The 21,946-nt window shown below is 34.6% G+C and carries 22 protein-coding genes, 1 pseudogene and 1 riboswitch; of the genes and pseudogenes, 3 read left to right on the plus strand and 20 right to left on the minus strand.

Annotated features, from left to right (window positions below; translation table 11 throughout):
* Positions 1 to 23: 23 nt before the first annotated feature.
* Positions 24 to 563, plus strand: a complete 540-nt coding sequence (locus ACVRZD_RS00830; RefSeq protein ID WP_037624645.1) for a TetR/AcrR family transcriptional regulator — start codon at positions 24 to 26, stop codon at positions 561 to 563.
* An 89-nt stretch (positions 564 to 652) separates the two neighbouring features.
* On the opposite strand, the gene tpx is transcribed toward ACVRZD_RS00830, so the two are convergent.
* The 10 genes from tpx to pcrA form a co-directional block, all read right to left on the minus strand.
* The gene (gene tpx, locus ACVRZD_RS00835) at positions 653 to 1,144 is read right to left on the minus strand and encodes a thiol peroxidase (RefSeq protein ID WP_037624647.1); all 492 of its coding nucleotides are present in this window, start codon (positions 1,142 to 1,144) and stop codon (positions 653 to 655) included.
* Positions 1,145 to 1,265: 121 nt separating this feature from the next.
* A complete protein-coding gene (locus ACVRZD_RS00840; protein WP_037624649.1) occupies positions 1,266 to 1,910 on the minus strand; it encodes a GntR family transcriptional regulator in 645 nt (214 codons plus the stop codon).
* Positions 1,911 to 2,063: 153 nt separating this feature from the next.
* Positions 2,064 to 2,561, minus strand: coding sequence for an Asp23/Gls24 family envelope stress response protein (locus tag ACVRZD_RS00845; RefSeq protein ID WP_037624711.1), 498 nt, complete (start codon positions 2,559 to 2,561; stop codon positions 2,064 to 2,066).
* Positions 2,562 to 2,619: 58 nt separating this feature from the next.
* Positions 2,620 to 2,817 carry a CsbD family protein gene (locus tag ACVRZD_RS00850; RefSeq protein WP_037624651.1) on the minus strand — a complete coding sequence of 66 codons (198 nt, stop codon included), beginning with the start codon at positions 2,815 to 2,817 and terminating at the stop codon, positions 2,620 to 2,622.
* 27 nt (positions 2,818 to 2,844) lie between these two features.
* Entirely contained in the window at positions 2,845 to 3,369 is a 525-nt protein-coding gene (locus tag ACVRZD_RS00855; protein WP_037624653.1) for an Asp23/Gls24 family envelope stress response protein, read from the minus strand.
* A gap of 51 nt (positions 3,370 to 3,420) precedes the next feature.
* Entirely contained in the window at positions 3,421 to 3,609 is a 189-nt protein-coding gene (locus ACVRZD_RS00860; RefSeq protein ID WP_447450175.1) for a DUF2273 domain-containing protein, read from the minus strand.
* A gap of 11 nt (positions 3,610 to 3,620) precedes the next feature.
* Positions 3,621 to 4,202: an alkaline shock response membrane anchor protein AmaP gene (amaP, locus tag ACVRZD_RS00865; RefSeq protein WP_037624655.1), complete on the minus strand. Its 582-nt coding sequence runs from the start codon at positions 4,200 to 4,202 to the stop codon at positions 3,621 to 3,623.
* 50 nt (positions 4,203 to 4,252) lie between these two features.
* Positions 4,253 to 4,498: a GlsB/YeaQ/YmgE family stress response membrane protein gene (locus ACVRZD_RS00870; protein ID WP_037624657.1), complete on the minus strand. Its 246-nt coding sequence runs from the start codon at positions 4,496 to 4,498 to the stop codon at positions 4,253 to 4,255.
* 64 nt (positions 4,499 to 4,562) lie between these two features.
* Positions 4,563 to 4,805 (minus strand): GlsB/YeaQ/YmgE family stress response membrane protein, encoded by a 243-nt coding sequence (locus tag ACVRZD_RS00875; protein WP_037624659.1) that lies wholly within the window; start codon positions 4,803 to 4,805, stop codon positions 4,563 to 4,565.
* Positions 4,806 to 5,098: 293 nt separating this feature from the next.
* A complete protein-coding gene (gene pcrA, locus ACVRZD_RS00880; protein ID WP_037624661.1) occupies positions 5,099 to 7,393 on the minus strand; it encodes a DNA helicase PcrA in 2,295 nt (764 codons plus the stop codon).
* A gap of 310 nt (positions 7,394 to 7,703) precedes the next feature.
* Positions 7,704 to 7,790, plus strand: a riboswitch (glycine riboswitch).
* Positions 7,791 to 7,925: 135 nt separating this feature from the next.
* On the opposite strand from pcrA, the pseudogene ACVRZD_RS00885 reads away from it, so the two are divergent.
* A pseudogene (locus ACVRZD_RS00885) lies at positions 7,926 to 9,248 on the plus strand (alanine/glycine:cation symporter family protein); the annotation flags it as partial.
* A gap of 108 nt (positions 9,249 to 9,356) precedes the next feature.
* Positions 9,357 to 10,595 carry a cation diffusion facilitator family transporter gene (locus ACVRZD_RS00890; RefSeq protein WP_037624663.1) on the plus strand — a complete coding sequence of 413 codons (1,239 nt, stop codon included), beginning with the start codon at positions 9,357 to 9,359 and terminating at the stop codon, positions 10,593 to 10,595.
* Between the two features lie 109 nt (positions 10,596 to 10,704).
* On the opposite strand, the gene ACVRZD_RS00895 is transcribed toward ACVRZD_RS00890, so the two are convergent.
* From ACVRZD_RS00895 to glmS, 10 genes are all read right to left on the minus strand, one after another.
* Positions 10,705 to 11,472: a CAMP factor family pore-forming toxin gene (locus tag ACVRZD_RS00895; RefSeq protein WP_037624665.1), complete on the minus strand. Its 768-nt coding sequence runs from the start codon at positions 11,470 to 11,472 to the stop codon at positions 10,705 to 10,707.
* A 362-nt stretch (positions 11,473 to 11,834) separates the two neighbouring features.
* Positions 11,835 to 12,668 (minus strand): amino acid ABC transporter substrate-binding protein, encoded by an 834-nt coding sequence (locus ACVRZD_RS00900; protein ID WP_037624667.1) that lies wholly within the window; start codon positions 12,666 to 12,668, stop codon positions 11,835 to 11,837.
* A gap of 11 nt (positions 12,669 to 12,679) precedes the next feature.
* Entirely contained in the window at positions 12,680 to 13,309 is a 630-nt protein-coding gene (locus ACVRZD_RS00905; RefSeq protein WP_037624668.1) for an amino acid ABC transporter ATP-binding protein, read from the minus strand.
* Positions 13,310 to 13,318: 9 nt separating this feature from the next.
* Complete coding sequence (locus tag ACVRZD_RS00910; RefSeq protein ID WP_037624670.1) at positions 13,319 to 13,960, minus strand: amino acid ABC transporter permease; 642 nt, start codon at positions 13,958 to 13,960, stop codon at positions 13,319 to 13,321.
* Positions 13,961 to 14,065: 105 nt separating this feature from the next.
* Positions 14,066 to 14,398 (minus strand): zinc ribbon domain-containing protein YjdM, encoded by a 333-nt coding sequence (locus tag ACVRZD_RS00915; RefSeq protein ID WP_037624673.1) that lies wholly within the window; start codon positions 14,396 to 14,398, stop codon positions 14,066 to 14,068.
* A 110-nt stretch (positions 14,399 to 14,508) separates the two neighbouring features.
* The gene (locus tag ACVRZD_RS00920; protein ID WP_037624675.1) at positions 14,509 to 15,654 is read right to left on the minus strand and encodes a mannitol-1-phosphate 5-dehydrogenase; all 1,146 of its coding nucleotides are present in this window, start codon (positions 15,652 to 15,654) and stop codon (positions 14,509 to 14,511) included.
* Between the two features lie 41 nt (positions 15,655 to 15,695).
* A complete protein-coding gene (locus ACVRZD_RS00925) occupies positions 15,696 to 16,133 on the minus strand; it encodes a PTS mannitol transporter subunit IIA (protein WP_037624676.1) in 438 nt (145 codons plus the stop codon).
* A gap of 1 nt (position 16,134) precedes the next feature.
* The gene (locus ACVRZD_RS00930) at positions 16,135 to 18,087 is read right to left on the minus strand and encodes a BglG family transcription antiterminator (protein ID WP_447450176.1); all 1,953 of its coding nucleotides are present in this window, start codon (positions 18,085 to 18,087) and stop codon (positions 16,135 to 16,137) included.
* A 26-nt stretch (positions 18,088 to 18,113) separates the two neighbouring features.
* Complete coding sequence (locus ACVRZD_RS00935; protein ID WP_037624677.1) at positions 18,114 to 19,889, minus strand: PTS mannitol transporter subunit IIBC; 1,776 nt, start codon at positions 19,887 to 19,889, stop codon at positions 18,114 to 18,116.
* Positions 19,890 to 20,022: 133 nt separating this feature from the next.
* On the minus strand, positions 20,023 to 21,837 hold the full coding sequence (gene glmS, locus ACVRZD_RS00940; protein ID WP_037624678.1) for a glutamine--fructose-6-phosphate transaminase (isomerizing): 1,815 nt from the start codon (positions 21,835 to 21,837) through the stop codon (positions 20,023 to 20,025).
* Positions 21,838 to 21,946 lie beyond the last annotated feature (109 nt).

Consider the following 21,946-nt stretch of genomic DNA (forward strand, 5'->3'; position numbering starts at 1 on the left):
GATCTGTTGATTTAAGGAGAAAAATGAGCATTCGTCAAACACATTCAAAAGAATCTATTGTTGAAGCCTTTATTCAGCTCATGCAAGAAAAAGATCTAGAGGCTATTAGTATTTCTGAATTAACAAAAAAAGCCAACCTCAATAGGGGCACTTTTTATCTTCATTATCAGGATAAGTATGATTTATTAGATCAATTAAAAACAGATTTGTTCAATCGATTGTTTTCTATTTTAGATCATAAGACGATTTACACGGATACAACCCGTATCTTAGAAAAGACACTTCAGGAATTTAAGCATCATCTTTTATTAGTGACTGCCTTATCAAGGTCTAGTCATCTTGATTTCAGAAAGACTCTATCAGATTTTATTTACAGTGTTTTGATTAGTATTGATGGCTACCAAATAATGATCAGCGAATCCTATCAAATGCCTTTTGATTATGGTTTAGAAGTCTATATTTCAACTATCATCGCCATTATTTCACTTTGGGTAAGTAATGGTTGTCAAGAGGACCCAAAACAAATTACCAACTATATTTTAACGACTATTAAGATGCCTTAAAAAAAAGCACCTTAGAAATGTACTGCATATCAAAAGTTAGATTTTCTTGTCTAACTTTTGAAGCGCAGTTCAAATTGGGTGCTTTTCATTTATCTGATAGCTTTCAAAGCTGTAATTGCTGAGATATAATCAGGTTCATTATTAACGTTTTCTAAGTATTGAGTATAAACAATTTTATTGTCTTGATCCAAAACAAGAACAGCTCTAGCTAGTAGATTCCATTCTTTCATTAATAAGCCGTAGGCCTTACCAAATGAATGATCATAGTAATCAGATAACATGATAACCTTATCTAGTCCTTCTGCTGCGCAAAAACGTCCTTGTGCAAATGGTAGGTCTACTGAGATTGTTAAAACATAGGTGTCATCTGACTTGGTCAATTCTTCATTAAAGGTACGGGTCTGAATTGAACAGACACTTGTATCGATTGATGGAACTACACTAATAACTTTTTTTCCATTAAAATCTGACAAAGATTTTTTTACTAAATCGGGCGTGATAAGTGTGAAATCAGGAGCGACTTCACCAACTTGAAACTGTTTCCCAACAAGTGTTACCGGTTTTTCAATAAAAGTTGTCATATCTTTCCTCCTTTGAAAGTCCAAAACTAAATAGATAGCACACTTTATACTTCAATTTTATCTTAGAAAGTAATCTATTGAAAATGATACGTTTGATTTAGAGACATCTATTGAACGAGGACTATAAGCCCATTCTTAAATTAAAGTAATTCTTCATTCGTGATAATACCGATTCATCACCCACAAAGTAAATGTGGTCCCCCTTTTCAATAACAGCATAGGGACCTGGTGAAATAACAAATTGCCCTTCATGTTCAATTGCGACAACCGTAGCACCTGTTTGATGCCATAAATTTAAGACACCAATTGATTTGCCAAAATGATCAGAATCTTGACTGCAGATAATTTCATATGGGGCTAGTGGGTATTGCTTGCTGATAGACTGACTTTGCATTAAAAAGTCATTGACAAGAATACCTAAATCATCCATTGCTTGCTTCTGCTGATGGATGTTATTTCTGATATTTTCTTTTATGACAGCTATAGAATGCGTTGATTCATACTGATTAATAAAGGCCATTGCCTTTTCTTTTGATAATACAATTGCTCCACTACCATGTTTTAAGGTCAAAATTTTTAAATCTGCTAAAATATTGAGCCCTTTTCTGGCAGTTTCTGGTGACACATTAAAAGTCGAGGCAATTGTCGTTCTTGACTTTAACTTGTCTCCAACTTCATATTCGCCACTGGCAATTCTTTCGGCCACTGAAATAGCAATTTGTTGATATTTTGAGCTTGTAATTTCGCTCGTGTTCCCCTTTGCCATAATATTGCTCCTTTAAACTAACTAAAACATTCCTATTATTTCATACTTCCCCTATTTTTTCAATACAACTTTTTAAGGTTGTTTTAAACTTGTAGAAAAAGCTGGCACAATAACCAGCTTTTTCTTTTTAAAAACAGTGAGTTCTCTGAAAAACTAGTTAACTAATCCATCGCCTTTGTTTGCGCTAGATGAACTATTTTTTATTTTTTCAGTTTGGGAACTGACAAATTCTGATGTCGAGTAAGCAGCACTCGTCACTCTGTCTTGAACAGTTATCTCTGCTTTTTCTTGTTCTTCCTTGGTACGAATATCAACAACATTAACATTGACTTCAATAACTTTTAAGTGTGTCATTTGATCAACATTTTCTGCAACGATTGTCTTGATATTTTCAGCGATTTTCGGAATATCTTTTCCGTACTCAACGATAACATCTAAATCAACCGCTACTTCTTCGCTTCCAACTTCAACACTGACACCGTCAGTAACTGAATTAGAATTAATCATATTGTTTTTAATATTAGAGAAGAATCCACCTTGAGCAGCTAATAGTCCATCAATGTCATCTAAAGCATGACCAACTATTTTTTCAATGACTTTATCATCATACGTAATTTTATTTTTTATAGTTGATTTTGTCGCATTTGACATTGTCTTTTCAGAGGAATTTTGATTGAAAGTTGAATTAATATCAGTCATAAAGTTCTCCTTATTTATTATCTTTTAACCCCTTAGAAAGTCCCTCAATTGAATCTTTTACGTCAGTCGTAAACTCCTCAACTTTACCAGAAGTATGTTCTACCTTTCCTTCTGTCTCAAGTGACTTATCACCGGATACCTTACCTAAAGTTTCCTTTACTTTACCGCTAATTTGATGTAATTTAGCATCGATTTTTTCATCTGACATAAGCTTTCTCCTTCATCTTGAACTTTCTTATTTTACGCGAGGCTCACTTTGCATATTTTCAGCACCTTCTTTGACATTATTAACTTGTTTTTTTGTAAATTGACTTGTTGATTGCGCAGCTTCAGCCATTTTATCTTGTAATGTCACTTTATCTTGTTCATGTTGAGCACGTGTTTTTATATCCACAACATTAACATTACATTCAACAACATCTAAATCTGTCATTTTCTTAACTTCTGTTTCAACAACTTCCTTTATATCGTTGAAAATTGTTGGAACATGTTTTTGATATTCAGCAATAATATCAAGATCAACAGCTACCTGTTTTTTACCAACTTCAACGTTGACACCATCTCGAACATTATCTGTATTAACCAATTTACCTTTGATATTTGACAAAAGACCACCAGTAACAGCTAAGAGCCCATCTACTTTTTCAATTGCCAAGCCAACGATTTTTTCAATAACCTTATCTTCATAAGTTAGTTCACCACGTACAGAAGTGAGATCAGTTGTTACAGATTGAGTATTTTTAATATAAGTTTCAGTCATAATATTTCTCCTTTGTGTTATATCTCAAATTTAACAATGACGATTACATGATTAGCGACGATTAATATAATTGTCCAAAATACCTGTTCGTTTCACAAACAAACCACCATATACTCCTAATGCAATAAAAATAATTGCAATTAAAGTTTTAAAGAAACCAAAAGTCATCAGCAATATGGCTAATACAAGCCCTAATATACCGCCAATAATGGGATATTTATATTTTTCAAAAAATACCATATTAACCTCTCCTATTCTACTCGATTCTTCTTACCAAATATCATCTCAGAATCAGCAATATCTTTAACACGAACTTGGAAATTTACCGGTTTATTTAATCCGAAGAACTCGTTAAACCCAGTTTCAATTCCTTCTTTAATACCACTTACTTGCTCTGAAACTCCAATACGAGAATCTAGTCGCCCTGCTACATCAATATCAAATTTTCTTTTATAAAGTGTAGCTGTGACATTTGGATTCAACATCAAACCAGTTTCTTTTAAGGCCGTTTTAACATATGCTTCAATAGCAGATTTTTTTAATAATAAACTGCCATTAGCTTTATCAAGTTTTATTTCAGTATAGGTTCTAGGGTAGAAAATAACTGCTAAAATCCCAATAATTGTTAAAATAGCTAAGGTAACAGAAGTCCAGAAGAAAACGTACTGAAGTCCTGGTGTTAAAAAGTCTGGTAGACGATCTAAATCAAATCCCATCCAGTCATAACTGTGAGACATACCTAGATAACCTTGCGTGAGACCAATTACCAGTAAGAAAACGGATAATAGAATCAGACCTAATAATGTGTAAAATACTTTTAACGATTTTGCCATACTTACCTCTTTTCTACTATACGACTAAACTAATTTTCAAGAAGAAAAGACTAGTTCATTTTTCTTAAGATAAATGAGGTAACAAGTACAACAATTACTGCTCCGATAATTGAAGGAATCAATGCCATACCAGCAAGTGATGGTCCCCATGCACCAAGTAGAGATTGACCTACCCATGCACCAACTAAACCTGCTACAATGTTAGCAATCCATCCCATTGAACCACCATGTTTAGTCAATGCTCCTGCGATTAAACCAATCAAACCACCGACGATTAATGTCCATAATAAAGCCATAATAATTTCTCCTTTTTTCTATTACTATGTCAAATCATAGTAAAAAATTACAATATATTAAATATTAACGTGATTTACCAAGTAAGAATGATACAACAATAACTACAATTACTGCACCTATTATTGAAGGAATCAATGCCATACCTGCGAGTGATGGTCCCCATGCACCGAGTAAAGCTTGACCAATCCATGCACCAACTAGTCCTGCTACGATGTTAGCAATCCATCCCATTGAGCCACCTTTGGTAAGTGCTCCTGCGATTAAACCAATCAAACCGCCGACGATTAATGTCCATAATAAAGCCATAATGACATCTCCTTTTCTTTGGGTTATAACCCTAATAAACTTTAGCCATCTAAAGTGACAACATAAATTATAAAAATAGTGTTCTTATAAATAAAAATTATAATAAAATTTTATATAAATACTTTTATTATAACGTTTTTAGAAGTGACCATTCATTTTTTAACTTATATTGTTATTATACAACACTAATTTTATATTGCAAGAAATAAGCATCGTTTTTTCTATTTTTTTTGAGAATAAAAAAATAACTTGCTAAACCCCTACTTTTAAAGGGTTTTAACAAGTTGTTTCTATTATTTTTTCGTGATAGGTGCAACACTTGCTAGTAATTTTTTTAAACCAACTTCTGGAAATTTGATTTTTAATTCCATGGTTGTACCACTTCCGGATACCTCTAATACCGTACCTTCACCCCACTTTTTATGTTGAGCAATATCACCAATTTGCCATTCAGTTGCTTCAGGTTGAGCTTGAGAGGTTCCAAATGGTAAGTGACCACCACTTAGTGAAGTGACTCTTGTTTGGATTTGCGCTTTGCTTTTACGTGCCTGTATTGCCTGAGATAAACTCATTCCCTGTCCGAACTCACTCTTACTTTCTTTACTAAATCGAACACCAAAAGAGGAGTTTGCTGGCCGTGCCAAACCTTGGTATGCTATTAACTGATCAGAAATTTCTCGTAAAAACCTAGTCGGTCTGTTATAGTTCGTCTTACCAAAAAGTGTTCTTGTATTAGCATTCGTTAAAAATAGGACTTGTTCCGCACGAGTAATCCCGACATATGCTAACCGTCTTTCCTCCTCTAATTCTGATGGATCTTCAGAAGCTCGTGACAAAGGAAAGACCCCTTCTTCCATCCCAATCAAGAAAACAACTGGAAATTCAAGCCCCTTAGCAGCGTGAAGGGTCATCAATGTGACCTCAGCAACATCTGTTTCACCATCGTCAGTATCTGCTATCAAAGCCAAATCATTTAAGAATCGACCAAGTCGGTCAAGACCATTCTCATCAGGATCAACATCTTGTTTATTCTCATCAAAGTTTTTAGTGACAGATAGAAACTCTTCAATATTCTCAATTCGGGCTTGACTCTCAAGTGTATTTTGAATACGCAGAGCTTCAAGATAGCCTGTTTTATCTAACAGTTCTTCTGTTAGTTCTGTGATAGATAAGGTATCTAATTGTAATCTAAAATCTAACAATAAATTCGCCAAGTCCATTATTGCCTGCGCAGCTTTTCCTTTAAGTGGAGACATTAGCAAGTTTGACGAAGCATCCATTAACGACATCTGATTTTCATAAGCAAATAGACGTAATTTATCCATTGTTCCTGGTCCTACACCACGTTTTGGCTCATTGACAATTCTTTCAAAAGAAATATTATCAGAAGGATTGGCAACAATATTGAGATAAGAAATAACATCTCGAATTTCTTTTCTACTATAGAATTTTGTCCCACCAACCATAGTATAAGGGATATTTGATTTTAGGAAAGCTTCTTCAATTGTACGAGATTGTGCATTTGTGCGATATAAGACAGCAAAATCCTTAAAGTTTTTATCATTGCCTTGGCACATATCAGAAATTGTTGAGGCGATGAAAACAGCTTCATCGCGTTCATCATTTGCTCGGTAATAGACAATTTGCTCACCATCATCATTTTGAGTCCATAACTTTTTATCACGTCTATTTTGATTGTTTTTGATGACATCATTAGCAGCTTGAAGAATGGTTTTGGTAGACCTATAATTCTCTTCTAATAATACGACCTTAGCTGATGGATAATCTTTTTCAAAGTCCAAAATGTTTTGCATATCAGCACCACGCCAACCATAGATAGATTGGTCGGCATCTCCAACAACACAAATATTTTTAAAGCGTGAAGCTAATAATTTAACCAGTTGGTACTGTGCATGGTTTGTATCTTGATATTCATCAACATGAATATACTGATAACGTTGCTGATAATATGCCAAAACGTCTTTATTGGTATCAAATAATCTGAGAGTCATCATAATCAGGTCATCAAAGTCCATTGCCTCACTACGACGTAACTCTTCCTGATAAGCTTTGTAACAACGAGCTACAATCTGACTGTACATATCAGATGCTTGCGCTTCATAACTCTTTTCATCTAACAAATCATTTTTAGCATTTGAAATCGTTCCTAGAATTGATCGCTCACTCCATTTTTTAGGATCCAAATTAAGTGACTTAAGGATACGTTTCATCAGAGTTCTCTGTTCACCAGGATCAACAATGGTAAAATTACGATTGTAACCAATATGATCCGCTTCACGACGTAAAATTCTGACACACATTGAGTGGAAGGTAGCAATTAACGTATCCGCAGTTGCTGGATTTAGCGCCAAAGCTCTCTCTCTCATTTCACGCGCAGCCTTATTTGTAAAAGTAATAGCTAGAATATTCCAGGGATTCACACACTTTTCATCAATTAAATAAGCAATTCGATGGGTTAAAACTCTTGTTTTACCAGAACCAGCCCCTGCCATAATAAGCAAGGGTCCTTGAGTTGTTTGAACTGCTTCTGCTTGTTTATCATTCATTCCATTTAATAAAGGATTCATTATTACTCCTTGTCAGTAGATACATACTTTTTATTAACTTTAAAATTATACCATGATTATATCAAAAAACAAAAAAGCAATTCTAATCACTAACGGCAATCTGTTTGAAATAAATTCTAACTAAGACTAGATTACCTTCACTTTATTTTTAGATTACGACTGATTTTATTACCACTATTGACAATAGATCTTTTTTCCTGTAAGATGTATTAAAATTAAACAACCGATTGATATTGTGCAGGAGAAGAAATTTATTTCGCCGAAGGAGTTATACTCTCAGGTGTTCATTTTTTGAACGGGACTGTGTGATGGACGGACTTCTGGAGAGACCTAAATAGGCGCCGAAGGGGCAAGGCAATTCGCTCAATCTCTCAGGCAAAAGGACAGAAGATAATAATAGAGACCAAAAGAGTCGAGACTTTTTTGGCATATTTTTATCTACTTTACATTTCAGAAGTCATCCTTAGGATGACTTTTTTCATACATTGAATTTTTTTCATACATTGAATTGATTGGTAAAAAAGGAGATAGTTTGTTAGCATTTGTTAAATTTATTGATGATTTGGTCTGGGGACCACCACTGCTCGTTTTACTAGTAGGAACAGGTATCTATTTAACCCTACGATTAGGGTTACTACAGATTACTAAACTACCTATGGCATTTAAATTAATTTTTTCCGAAAATAAAGGGCAAGGTGATATCTCATCTTTTGCTGCATTAGCAACTGCATTAGCAGCAACAGTTGGAACGGGAAATATTGTTGGTGTTGCCACTGCAATAAAGTCTGGAGGGCCAGGTGCTTTATTTTGGATGTGGATTGCAGCCTTTTTTGGTATGGCAACTAAATATGCCGAGGGTGTTTTGGCGATAAAATACCGGACAAAGGACTCAAATGGTGATATTTCAGGTGGACCAATGTACTATATTGTAAATGGGATGGGTAGCAATTGGAAACCCCTCGCCAGTTTATTTGCAGGTTCAGGAATTTTAGTCGCCTTATTTGGTATCGGTACATTTACTCAAGTAAATTCTATTACATCAGCCTTAAATCATAGTTTTGGACTATCAAACAAACTTGTAAGTCTTGTGATGTCGGTTATTGTTGCTATTATTATTTTCGGGGGTATTCAAACCATTTCTAGAGTAGCCGAAAAAGTTGTTCCTATTATGGCAAGTGTATATATCCTAGCCAGTCTAGCTGTTATTATTATGAATTATCAGCAGATTTTCCCTGTCATCTTACTCGTTCTAAAGTCTGCACTAACACCTACAGCCGCCATCGGAGGCTTTGCAGGTAGCTTAGTCAAAGATGCTATTCAAAAAGGGATTGCTCGAGGAGTCTTTTCAAATGAATCTGGACTAGGTTCAGCACCAATTGCAGCAGCTGCTGCCAAAACTAATGAACCTGTTGAACAAGGTCTCATTTCTATGACAGGAACCTTTATTGATACCATCATTATTTGTTCCTTAACAGGTCTATCAATACTTGTAACTGGTCAGTGGACAAGTAACCTTGAAGGTGCGCCTTTAACCCAATCTGCCTTCTCATCTGTTTATGGTGAGGTTGGAAACATCACCTTAACACTTTCTCTTGTCTTGTTTTCTTTTACTACCATCCTTGGTTGGAGTTATTATGGAGAACGTTGTTTTGAGTTCCTCTTTGGCGCTAGCTATTTAAGTACGTTTCGACTTTTGTTCGCCTCAATGGTTGCCTTGGGTGGATTTCTAAAAATAGAGTTAATTTGGATTATTGCTGATATTGTCAATGGCTTAATGGTACTTCCAAATTTGATTGCTTTACTAGCATTATCACCAGTCATTATTTTTGAAACAAAAGACTACTTCCGTCGTCAAAAAAATAAGTCTCATTTCCCCGACATATCCCTCAAAGCTCGAACGGCTTCTGCTCATAGAAATGAAAGGAAATATGATATAATTGGTTAATTAGAAAAAGGAGCTTAAATGACAAGAAATCCCATTGCAGACCTTAAACTGGCAAAAAGAGGTCCAATCTTAAGTATCATTGTTTATCTAATTCTCAGTTTAGCAAAACTCATTTTTGGATATAAAATCAACTCGAATTCCCTAATTGCTGATGGTTTTAATAACGTTTCTGACATCATTAGTAACATAGCCTTATTAATTGGCCTACATCTGGCTAGCCAACCTGCAGATTCTAACCACCGCTTCGGCCATTGGAAAATTGAAGATCTGTCAAGTCTAGTGACTTCTTTTATCATGTTCATTGTTGGTTTTCAAGTTTTAATCCAAACTGCGCAAAACATCATTAATGGCAATAGCACACCAATTGATCCTTTAGGAGCTATCGTTGGCATTGTTTCGGCAGCCTTAATGTTTTTGGTTTACATGTATAATAGACAATTATCAAAAAAAGTAAAATCTAGTGCTTTGGTAGCTGCCTCAAAAGATAATTTATCAGATGCTGTCACATCCTTTGGAACATCAATAGCCATTATCGCTGCATCACTAAATTTAACAATTATTGATAGAATCGCTGCTATCATTATTACATTTTTTATCCTAAAAACAGCCTATGATATTTTCTTACAAAGTGCATTTAGTTTATCTGATGGTTTTGATAATAAACATCTTAAACTATATAAGAATGCCATATTAACCATTCCAAAAATTAGCGATGTTAAAGCACTCAGAGGACGAACATATGGAAGTAATGTCTATTTAGATATCGTACTTGAAATGAACCCTGATTTATCCGTTTTTGAGAGCCACGCTATTACTGAGAAAGTTGAAAGACTATTAAGTGAGAAATACCATATCTATGATATTGATATTCATGTAGAACCTTCAGTAATTCCAGACGATGAAGTGTTTGAAAATATCCAAAAGAAAATCTATCGGAATGAAAAAATCATCTTATCAAAAGTACCTGATTACCAAAACTATATTAGCGAAGATTTTACTCTCATCGATAAAGATGGTCAAACCTACAATCGACTTGAATTTTTAGAAAAAGAAGACTACCTTCCAAGTAACTTTGACAATTTCAAAATGATGTCGATCAGTCAAAAAACAAAATTGGTTACCTATACCCTTGATGGTTGCCACCATACAAGTATCTGGCGACGACATGAAGTTTGGTTTTTGATTTTCCATCAAATATCATCAGATCACGTCAGTCCACTTCATGCCAAAAAATATCACATTAAACGTCTCTATTAATAGACTAAGCTTAGTAATGTGTCAGTTCGACAATAAAAAAGGTTCCCTTTCAAGTGAGTCAATCACTATGTCTGAAAGGGGACCTTTTAGTATGTCAATTGTATGTTGCTTATGATTGCAAAGCAATAGATAAAGCTAACTCTAAAGCTTTTACTTCTTGATCAACTTGTTCAACAGTTGTCGATGGATTTAATTGAACCCCAACGGCGTGTGTTATCGCTTTATTCAAGGTATTATATACTCCAAAACTTTTGACTGGTAAAACCTGCTTATCTCTTGTGAAACGTGTATTCCAAATTGCTTTATCTAATTTTGATTTTGTATAGATGGTTGCTCTATCCGTAGCTTGTAAATCAGGATAAGCTAAAACAGCTTGTTCTAACTGGGCAATAGCTTGAGTTTGAGCTTTTATTGCTTCTACTGATGCAAATGGATCAGCAATTCTAATGACAAGCTTAGTAATGGCAAATCCCATATCTACATGTGCTTTGCTAACTTTATTAGTTAATTGCGTCGTTGAAAAAACAATAGCTTGAATAACATCACTTAATCCTTCAACACGAGCACCAATACTATTTAAATCATAAATTGTTTCAGGATTTGCGCGAAGTGCAGTTTGCAACTGGTCAACTGAATTAATAGCCTTATTAACAGATGCTTCCATTTCAGTTCCAGAGACAGCTTCCTTTAATTGGTTAAGTTGATTTGCATCTTGATTCAACTGCGCATGTAATTCCGGAACACTATCACCAGTTGAAGCAACCGAACTGACAGGTGGTTGGCCGATTTCATCGGCATAAGTAACAGCTCCTTGCATTGACAATACACTAAAACCTGCAATAATTGTGGTTAGATAAAATATTTTTTTTGTAGTCATCTATTCTCCTCTTACCAAATCTTATATTTTTTAATATGCGCTTACAAGGTCATCATACACCTTATTTTAGTCTCAGTCAACAATCATAATGTTATCATAATGTTACAAATAGGTGTTTTACTTTTTGATTTAATTTCATTAAATTTTATTGCATTTCTATAAAAAATTGATTTTTGTTATTTTCAGAATAATTATAAGCCTAATCAGGCTATTTTTTAGTCATATTTTTTAATCAAATGAATTTTTTTGACTTTTTTCAAAAAGTTATTTCATCTTGAGAGGACCATGGACTTGAAATATTAAATTATAACAAAAAAATTCAAAGCCTATGTTAGACTTTGAATGATGATATGTTAATAATCTTATTTTATATCTTTAGTGGCGACATCTTCACCAAACCATTTATTTGAAATGTCCTGGAACTTTCCTTCTTTATGAAGCTTTGTGAATGCTTGGTTGATTTTCTTCACTAACATTTTATCGTCTTTGCGAACACCAACGGCAAAGTTCTCGCCGCTATACTCACTTGCAACAATATTATAGTTTGCTAACTCATCTTCTTGTTTTAAGTAGTAATTAGCATAAACTTTATCAATTAGCAAACCATCAATGCGATCGTTTTTAAGGTCTATAAAGGCCTGTGTAAAGGTCTCATATTGAGTTGCATCTTTATCCTTAACAATGTCTTTTAGGACCTTAGGATTGGCTGTAAAGGCGTCATAACCTGAAGAACCAGACTGAGCACCTAGAACTTTTCCTTTCATTCCTGAAAAAGAAGTGATATTAGCTGATTTTTTGGTTACTAAAATTTGTTCATTCTTCATATACGGATTCGAAAAGGCCACTTTGGCTTGACGTTCTTTTGTAATGGAATAACCATTCCAGATCATATCAATCTTACCATTTTTAAGTTCAGTTTCTTTCAAATCCCAATTGATTGGTTGGAATTTAACTTTAATACCATATTGATCAAATACGGCTTTAGCCAATTCAATATCAAAACCAGTATTTTTACCAGATTTATCTTTATACCCCATTGGAACAAAGGTATTATCAAAACCAACTGTAATCGTCTTATTCTTTTTATAAGCTTCCCAGGCATCACTTTTTGTCGCATTTGATTTACTTCCACAAGCAACGAGAAGAATAGCCATAAGGCTTGTCATAATAGTTAATACTACCTTTTTAATTGTCATAGGTCTACTCCTTATTTCGCATTAACTTTTATGATCCGATCTGAAATGGTTTCAGCAAACTGCATGTCATGCGTCACCACAATTTGTGTAATGCCCATTTCACGATTTTGAAGAATTAATTTTTCTACTTCTTGACGCAATTCCGGATCAAGTGCACTTGTTGGCTCATCGTAGCCAATTATTTGAGGATCAATCATCATTGCTCTGGCAAGGGCGACCCTTTGTTTCTGTCCACCAGAGAGAGAATGGGGATACACCAAAATATGGTCTTTAAGTCCCAAACGAATTAACAATTCCTCAGCTTTTTTCTTAGCATCAGCCTTCTTTAGTCCCATTGTAATAGTCGGAGACAAAATCAAATTATCTAAGACTGTCAAATGTGGGAAGAGCTGAAAATCTTGAAAGACAAAGCCCAATAAATTACGATTTTCCAAGTGATTTATTGGAACCAATTCATTATTATAAATAATTTCACCTGAATCAATTGATTCTAGCCCTGCTAGCATTCGTAATAATGTCGTTTTACCACCACCAGAAGGACCAACTAGGGATAATACTTCCCCATCTGATACAGTCAAGTTAAATTGGTCAAAAATCTTTTTATGACCAAATTGCTTTGAAATATTTTTTAATTCTAACATATGGTCTCCTTACTTATAGTAGTTAAAACGTTTTTCAATACGACGTGAAATGACAGTGACAATTCCAATTAGAAGAAGATAAATCAAACCTGCGATAAACATGGGAGCTAATGTGGCATCTCTATTTGCTGCCGTTTTACTAGCTAACAGCAAATCACCAACACCCAATACATAAACCAATGATGAATCTTTCACCAAATTAATAACTTCATTAAAAACACTTGGGAGTACAATTTTAAATACCTGTGGCAAAATAATATAGCGAATCGTTTGTAATTGTGTTAACTTTAACACTTTTGCAGCTTCATATTGTCCATTAGGTATCGCTTCTATACCTCCTCTAAAGATTTCAGCGAAGTAAGCAGCATAGTTCATGGTAAAAGCCAAGATAGCTGCTGGCATTCGATCAAAAGTAATCCCAACATTTGGTAAGACATAATAAAAGAAAATCAATTGTAGAAGCAGAGGTGTTCCACGCATAACCCAAACATAAAGTGTCAAAAGCCACTGTAAAGGTTTAAAATTAACCTTCATTAAAAAAGCTAAAACAGCTCCTAAGGGTATTGAAAGGATAATGACTATAAAGAATACTTGCAGAGTAACCATTGCCCCATCTAGTAAACTGGGTAAAACTTGTAAAATATATGACATAGATGCTCCTAAATGAATAGATGTTCTCATTATATCAAATTTTCAGAATTTTAGGTTGAAATTTGAATAATAATTCATCATTGGTATGAAAATAATTATTTTTATTTATAATTTTTTCACAAATTCTGATTTAAGTTTCATTGGTCCAAAACCATCAATTTTGCAGTCAATATTATGATCACCCTCAACTAGACGAATATTTTTAACACGAGTCCCTTGTTTTAAGTCTTTTGGTGCACCTTTTACTTTTAAATCTTTAACAATAGTTACAGTATCTCCATCTTGCAAGAGACTGCCATTACTATCAAGAACTTTTAATCCTTCTTCAACTTCTTCTTGTCCTGGAGTCCATTCAAAACCACACATTGGACAGATTAATAATAATCCATCTTCGTAGACATATTCTGATTGACATTGTAAACAATTTGGTAGTGACATATTTTTCCCCTTTTTTAGTAGATTTCTAATAGTTTACAGTAGATTTTGAAATTTTACAAGATGAATGCGTTCACAAAATGAAAAAACCTAGACAGGGCTAGGTTTTACGTTTAGATTGCTTCAATACTTGCAACAATTTTCTTAATTAAATCTTGATCTTCAAGAGATGTTACATCAGCAACAACTTTTGGAAGGTCATTTTCAGAAAGCATGATTTGAAGTTGAACACTCTGTTCATCATTTTGATCATTGTATTTAAATACATATGCAACTGTCTTAAGGAGATTAGAATAAGACAAGCCGCGCTCTTTTAATTCACGAATTGGACGAATGAAACGTTCATCATAACCAAGTTTTCTAATCGGAGTTCTTGCTACACGAACAATATCGTCAACTATGTATGGATTTTCAAAACGACTAATAATGACATTGTGATAGGCTTCAAGTTCAGCGAGGTCAAAATCCCACTTGGCAACAAGTAATGAACGAATTTCTGCTAATACTGCTTCTAATTGTTCTTTTACTTCGGGAACTTGTAAGGCATCTAAAATGGTTTTTGCACCGGCACGTGCACCAGTATAGGCTGAGGTAGCATGTCCTGAATTTACTGAGAATAATTTGCGTTCAATAAATGGTTCCAAATCATCTTCGTAGTGAACACCCTCTAAACGAAGATCTTTGTTCTTCATTCGACTAGTTTCCACCACCCACTCATTAAATGGTTCAACAACTACAAACAAAGGGTCATCATGCGTTTGAGCCGGAACAATTCTATCAACAGCAGCATTGGGAAAACCAACAAATTCTTCTAAATAAGTTTCATTTTCTTCTGACAAATATTTTTTCACTTCTTCTAGTAAAAATTGTGACCCACCAATCATATTTTCACAAGCCAAGACATCAATTGGAGTATTACTAGCATTTTCTTGACGTTTTTGGATGCCTTTGGCAATCAATTCAGCAATAAAAGGTAAAATATTGGGACCAATTGCTGTTGTAATAATATCAGCTTGTGCGACTGCTTCTACAACCTCTTCAGGGTTAAGTCGATTGTTAATCCCTGATACATTATCTACTTTAATATGGCGTTTGCCATCTTCTGCTATTTCAATTTCATAAGTATGGTGGTCATTTAGAGCATTGATTATTGCTTCATTGACATCAACGAATTGAATCGCAAAATCATTGGCCGCTAAAATTTCTCCGATAAAACCACGTCCAATATTTCCTGCTCCGAAGTGTACTGCTTTTTTCATTCTTTTTCTCCTTTAGAAAGCTTGTAAGAGTAAATTAAAAATTAGTCAACTGAGTTAAGTAAGGCAATAATTTGGCTTTCTGATTTTGCATCTGCTAAGCGAACGACATTGTCAATATCTGCACAGAAAATAGAAATTTTTTGAATTAATTGCAAATGCTCATCACCAATACCTGCAATTCCAAATAGGACCGTTGCTGTTCTAGGAGCTTCTTGTGTTCCAAAATTCACGCCGTCTGGCACTTGAACTACTGTCAGACCAGATTTAATGACTTTTTCCTTTGCCGCATCTGTTCCATGTGGAATAGCAATAAAATTACCCATAAAGACTGATAATTCATTGTTACGATCAATCATCGCCTGGATATAATCTTTTTCAACGTAGCCATTTTCAAATAGCAATTGACCACAATAACGGATTGCTTCTTCCTTGTCTTTAAATGACATGTTTAATTTAATAAGTTCTGGTTGAAATTCCATCTTAATTCTCCAATTTTTTCATTTTCTCAGTAAAAATCTGATTGAGCAATTGATAGATGATATCTTCATTTGCTTTTTTATAAATCTCAGTGTAGAGATGATTTTCAATTATTGATTGACTGATAGCAGTCATTAGCTCTCTTACTTCATCCACCTCATCCAAACAGGTTAACATGACAAGAACACGTGTTACAAGCTCATCTTGTCCATTCATAGACGTCGCAATCACGGGGTGCTCTAATTCAACAATTTTAAAGAGGGATTTTGTCATCTTACTTGATTGTGTATGAATCAAGGCTAAATTTGTTTCTGGTATAGCCATTGGACTTTCGTGAAAACGTCTAATCAGTTTGTTGGATAGATATGTTTTATTTGTGACACAGTCTAATTCATTAATGATCTGATTAATGGTTTGGTTAAACTGGTTAGTATTTGACATGTGTTGCAAAGAGAAATCTCTAAGAATTTGCTGACTAGCCTTGTAATACTTTTCAAAATGATTCTGATGACTTATCGCTTTGCTATCTCCCAACTTAACATCCCGATTGAGTTGAATATCCTGTAAAAATTGCTCAATTTCAAGAATTTCAGTTGGATTTGGGAAAGTAGAAACAAGTCGGATGCGATCATCAGTTAGTAACTTGGTCGACAAAATAGCGTCATAAACATCAAAGTCTCTTTCTTCTAATTCTTTTGTTTCCTTGGTATGAATCAATTCAATAAACGGGGCAATATTTTTCAATCGTGACACTAATAATTCTGTTGCTAGTGGACGCTCATCTGTCAATAATAAAATTCTCACAGGATAAATTTGAGGACTTCTTCTCAAACTTGAAGCAAAATGCAATGTTAGTAATTCCAACTCAGTCTCTGTTTGCAGATAAGCAGGAAAAATATCCATCACTAACAAACTAATTACCCGATGTAAATACTCATTATGTACAAGAGCCTTTTGTGCTAAATCTGCAATATTTTTATCTGTAAAGAGTGTCGGCACTGCCAAATTTAAGCGAATATGATTAAATAAAAACTTAAACAGTATCTGATCTTTAGTAAAATTAATCTTAGTATACAAAGCAACTTTATCAATAAAATTGGAAACATTATAGTAGAATACACTATCAAAATTTTCTTGAAAAAGAGGTGTTTCTTGCCTTTTCAAAATAAGATTATCTAGCATATTTGCAAAATATAAAATTTCTTGAATAGCATATAATTCTTGGGTTTCTAAAGACAGTTTTGCAAAAACCTTTTTGGAAACATCCAAGGCTACCTTACTTATTTGTTGCTTATCAACTGTTACCCTTGTCCAATTACTTAATGCTAGCAAGATAATAAAGAATTGGATTAGCTTGGCATCCATTTCTGGTAACTCAGACTGATAGGATTGAAAAATTTTTTTCGCTAAACTGAGCCTTTTTTTACTAATAAAATCCAAATATTGAGTCTCTAAATGCCAATAATCTGACAAATTTAGATTATTAGCTAAAAGTATAGCTAATAATTGGCGTTTTTTATGGGCTGGATCATCTAAGGCATAGCCCTTTTGTCTTTTCAAGGACAAACCAAAATCAGATAATCTTTTTTCAATATCGCTAATATCTTGAATGATCGTAACATTGCTGACACCAAGTTTCTCTTGTAAGTACTCATTTGTTACCTCATTTGATTGAATCAATAATAAATACGTAATCACATTTAATCGCTCAGTCTTTGTAAAATTTTCTTGACTAGAAAATTCAGACAATCGATCAAGTTGACCTGTTAAAAAATATTTTTGATCCTCTTTGACAATTCCGATATTCAGTGTATTTAAAGAGATTGTCAAATCATTCAGTACACGGTAAACAGTACGTTTTGAAACCTTTAAAATATCGCCTATATTATCAATTGAAAGCTTCCCATAATTCAGGAAAGCTTTCAATAATTGTTCTTCACGTTTTGTTAATAGCATATTTTAATTATACACCATATTTAATCTTATTTATGCATTCTATCAACCATTTTGTCATATTCTGGTGTAGTAACCAAACTGTCTACTACAAGAATTTGAGCATTTGGCGCATATTTTTGTGCTTCTGATTGATTAGCAATGTTTGATACGACTAAAATGTTTTTTGCATTGAAACGATCAAGTTGAGCATTTTCTACTTTTGATACTGGAATATCAACTTTTCTCATTTTGAAAATTTCAGCTAATGTAGCTTGTCCCATTGTTGCAGACCCTTTTGCTTCTCCATAAGCAAATACTACTTCATCAATATAGTTCAAATCAATAGATTCTTCAGATGCTGAATCTTGATTTGGAGTTACAAGACCAGCTTCAGGCTTTTTTGCAAGTTTTGCTACAATTTCATCATATTTTGGAGTTGCTAAAAAGTTATCAACCGACACATGAGCTGCACGTGGTGTTTTTTGAGCTGCACGTGGTGCTAATTCTTGTTGCGTCACAATTAATGTATTAGTTACATCAGTTAAGTTTGAGATTGCTTTATTCGTAACTGGAATAGTAAGACCAGCTTTTTTAACTTTGTCACGGAGGATTGAAGCACCCATTGCTGAGCTACCCATACCAGCGTCACATGCGAAGATAATTTGTTGGATATCATCACTTGCAAATTCTTCTGAAGCGCCACCGTCAATTGCTTGGCCTTTTGATTCAGCTTTAGCAGCTTTTGTCGCCGCTTGTGCTTCTGCTAAGGCACTTTCATCATCCTCAGATTTATCAGCTTTAAGAATAACAGAAGCAATTAAGAATGATACAGCCGCTGCTGAGAAGACACCAGCCAAAACTGCTAATAAGTTTCCTGCATAGTTACCAGCTTTTGGAACCATACTGATAATAGCAAAGATAGAACCAGGTGAGGCAGGAGCACCTAAACCAGAACCTAACAATTGGTTAGTAAATGTACCTGTAACACCACCACCGATTACAGCTAAGAATAAAGCTGGTTTCATCATGACATATGGGAAGTAGATTTCATGGATACCACCAAAGAAATGGATAATTAATGCACCCCATGAAGAAGATTTAGCTGCGCCACGACCAAATAGTAAGTAAGCTAATAAGATACCAAGACCTGGACCAGGGTTTGCTTCAAGTAAGAAAAGAATTGATTTGCCAGTTTTAGCAACTTGTTCTGCACCGAGCGGTGTAAAGATACCGTGGTTAAGTGCATTGTTAAGGAATAAAATCTTAGCCGGCTCAATTAAGATATTTGCTAATGGTAATAACTTCATGTCAATAATTGATTGAACACCGTTACCTACTGCTGTTGTAAATACTGCAACAAATGGACCAACTAATTTAAAGGCCACTAATAACAAAGCAAAACCAATTAAGCCAGCTGAGAAATTATTTACTAGCATTTCAAATCCAGGACGGATTTTTTCTTGGAAAGCTTGGTCAAATTTTTTGATTGCCCAACCACCTAAAGGACCCATAGCCATTGCACCGATAAACATTGGAACTGTAGAACCTGCAACAGCACCAAAAGTAGCAATTGCACCAACTACACCACCACGTTGTCCGTGAACAACATAACCACCGGTATAACCAATTAAGATTGGTAGTAAATAAGTAATCATCGGACCAACAGCAGATCCAAATTCTTTATTTGGTAACCAACCTGTTGGAATGAATAGGGCTGTTAAGACACCCCATGCAATAAATGCACCAATGTTGGGCATAACCATGTTAGATAAAGCAGTACCTAGCTTTTGAACTCTAACCTTAAGTGAAGTTTTTTGTTCCATCAGAACGCCTCCTAATTTATTTACACTTTTATCTTATCACGCCTCTATTGTTAGTAAAACTCAAACTTTGGCACATTTTTTGTGACACAAAAAAGATATCTGCGAAAACAGATATCTTTTGGGAATAAAATTATTACTCAACGGTAACTGCTTTTGCAAGGTTACGTGGTTTATCAACATCAAGACCACGTTGTAACGATGCATAGTAGGCAATTAATTGAGTTGGGATTACCATTCCAATTGTAGCTAAGTATGGGTGAACTTTGTTGACAATAATATCATCATCCGCACGTTCCAACCCTTCTTCAACTACTGTTAATACGCTAGCGCCACGAGCTGAAACTTCTTGGATATTACCTCTAGTATGCGCAGCTACAATTTCGCTAGATGAAATCAGACCAATAACAGGGGTACCATCTTCAATCAGAGAAATTGTACCGTGTTTTAATTCACCAGCAGCAAAACCTTCACATTGAATATATGAAATTTCTTTTAATTTTAGTGATGCTTCCATAGCAACATAGTAATCATTGCCACGACCAATGTAGAAAGCATTACGTGTTGTTGCAAGTAATTTTTCAACTTTTGAAGCGATGACATCTTTTTCAGAAAGTGTTGCCTCAATTGATTGCGCAACAAGTGACAATTCATGAACTAGATCAAATTCTAGAGCTTCTTTTTTACCATTTGCTTCGCCGACTGCTTTAGATAAGAAAGCAAGAGCAGCTACTTGAGCAGTATAAGCTTTAGTTGAAGCAACAGCGATTTCGGGCCCAGCATGTAACAACATTGTATAAGTTGCTTCACGAGATAAGGTAGAACCAGGTACGTTAGTTACTGTTAAACTTGGAATACCCATTTGGTTTGCTTTAACAAGTACTTGACGGCTATCAGCTGTTTCACCAGATTGACTAAGTAAGATAAACATTGGTTTCTTACTCAATAATGGCATATTATAGCCCCATTCAGAAGCAACGCCCATTTCAACTGGTGTGTCAGTCAACTGTTCAATCATAGATTTTGAAGCAAATCCGGCATTGTAAGATGTACCAGCAGCAAGAATGTAAATACGGTCAGCTTCTTGAACAGATTTCACAATTTCAGGATCAATAACCATATGTCCTTCTTCATCTGCATAAGTCGAAATTAGCTTACGCATTACAGTAGGTTGCTCATCAATTTCTTTTAACATGTAGAAAGGATAAGTTCCTTTACCAATATCTGATAAGTCTAACTCTGCAGTGTATGAACCACGTTCAATTTGATTACCATCATAGTCAGTAACAGTTGCAGAATCTTTTGTCAAAATAACAAGTTCTTTATCGTGAATTTCCATAAATTCACTTGTTTCACGAATCATAGCCATTGCATCTGAACAAACCATGTTATACCCTTGGCCAAGACCAATTAACAATGGTGATTTGTTTTTTGCGACATAAATTGTATCTGCATCTTCCTTGTCAATAAGTGCAAACGCATATGACCCCTCAATGATCGACAAAGCTTTTTTAAAAGCTTCTAAAACAGATAAGCCATCTTCTTCAACAAATTTTCCAATTAAATGAACAGCAATTTCAGTATCAGTTTGACCTTTAAAGTCATGTCCAGATAAATACTCATCCTTCATTTGAAGGTAATTTTCAATAACACCATTATGTACTAAGACAAAACGACCAGTTGCTGAAGTATGGGGATGAGCATTCTCCTCAGTTGCTTGACCATGAGTCGCCCAACGTGTATGTCCAATTCCAGTATTACCTGCAACATCAATTCCAATTTTGGCACGTAAATCTGCAATACGGCCAACAGATTTTACCAAGCTTGAACGATCGCCATTTGCTACAAAGATTCCAGCTGAATCGTAACCACGGTATTCTAGTTTCTCAAGTCCCTGCATTAAGATATCTGTTGCATTACGGTTTCCAACAACTCCAACAATTCCACACATAATTTTAATCCATCAGTAAGTTACCTTACTGCTTTCTAGTTATTCTTTAATTTTTAAAATTGGTATAGTCTGATTCTTCATCAAGAAAGCTACATTTACAGTATATACC

The sequence above is a fragment of the Streptococcus hongkongensis genome (assembly GCF_053206145.1).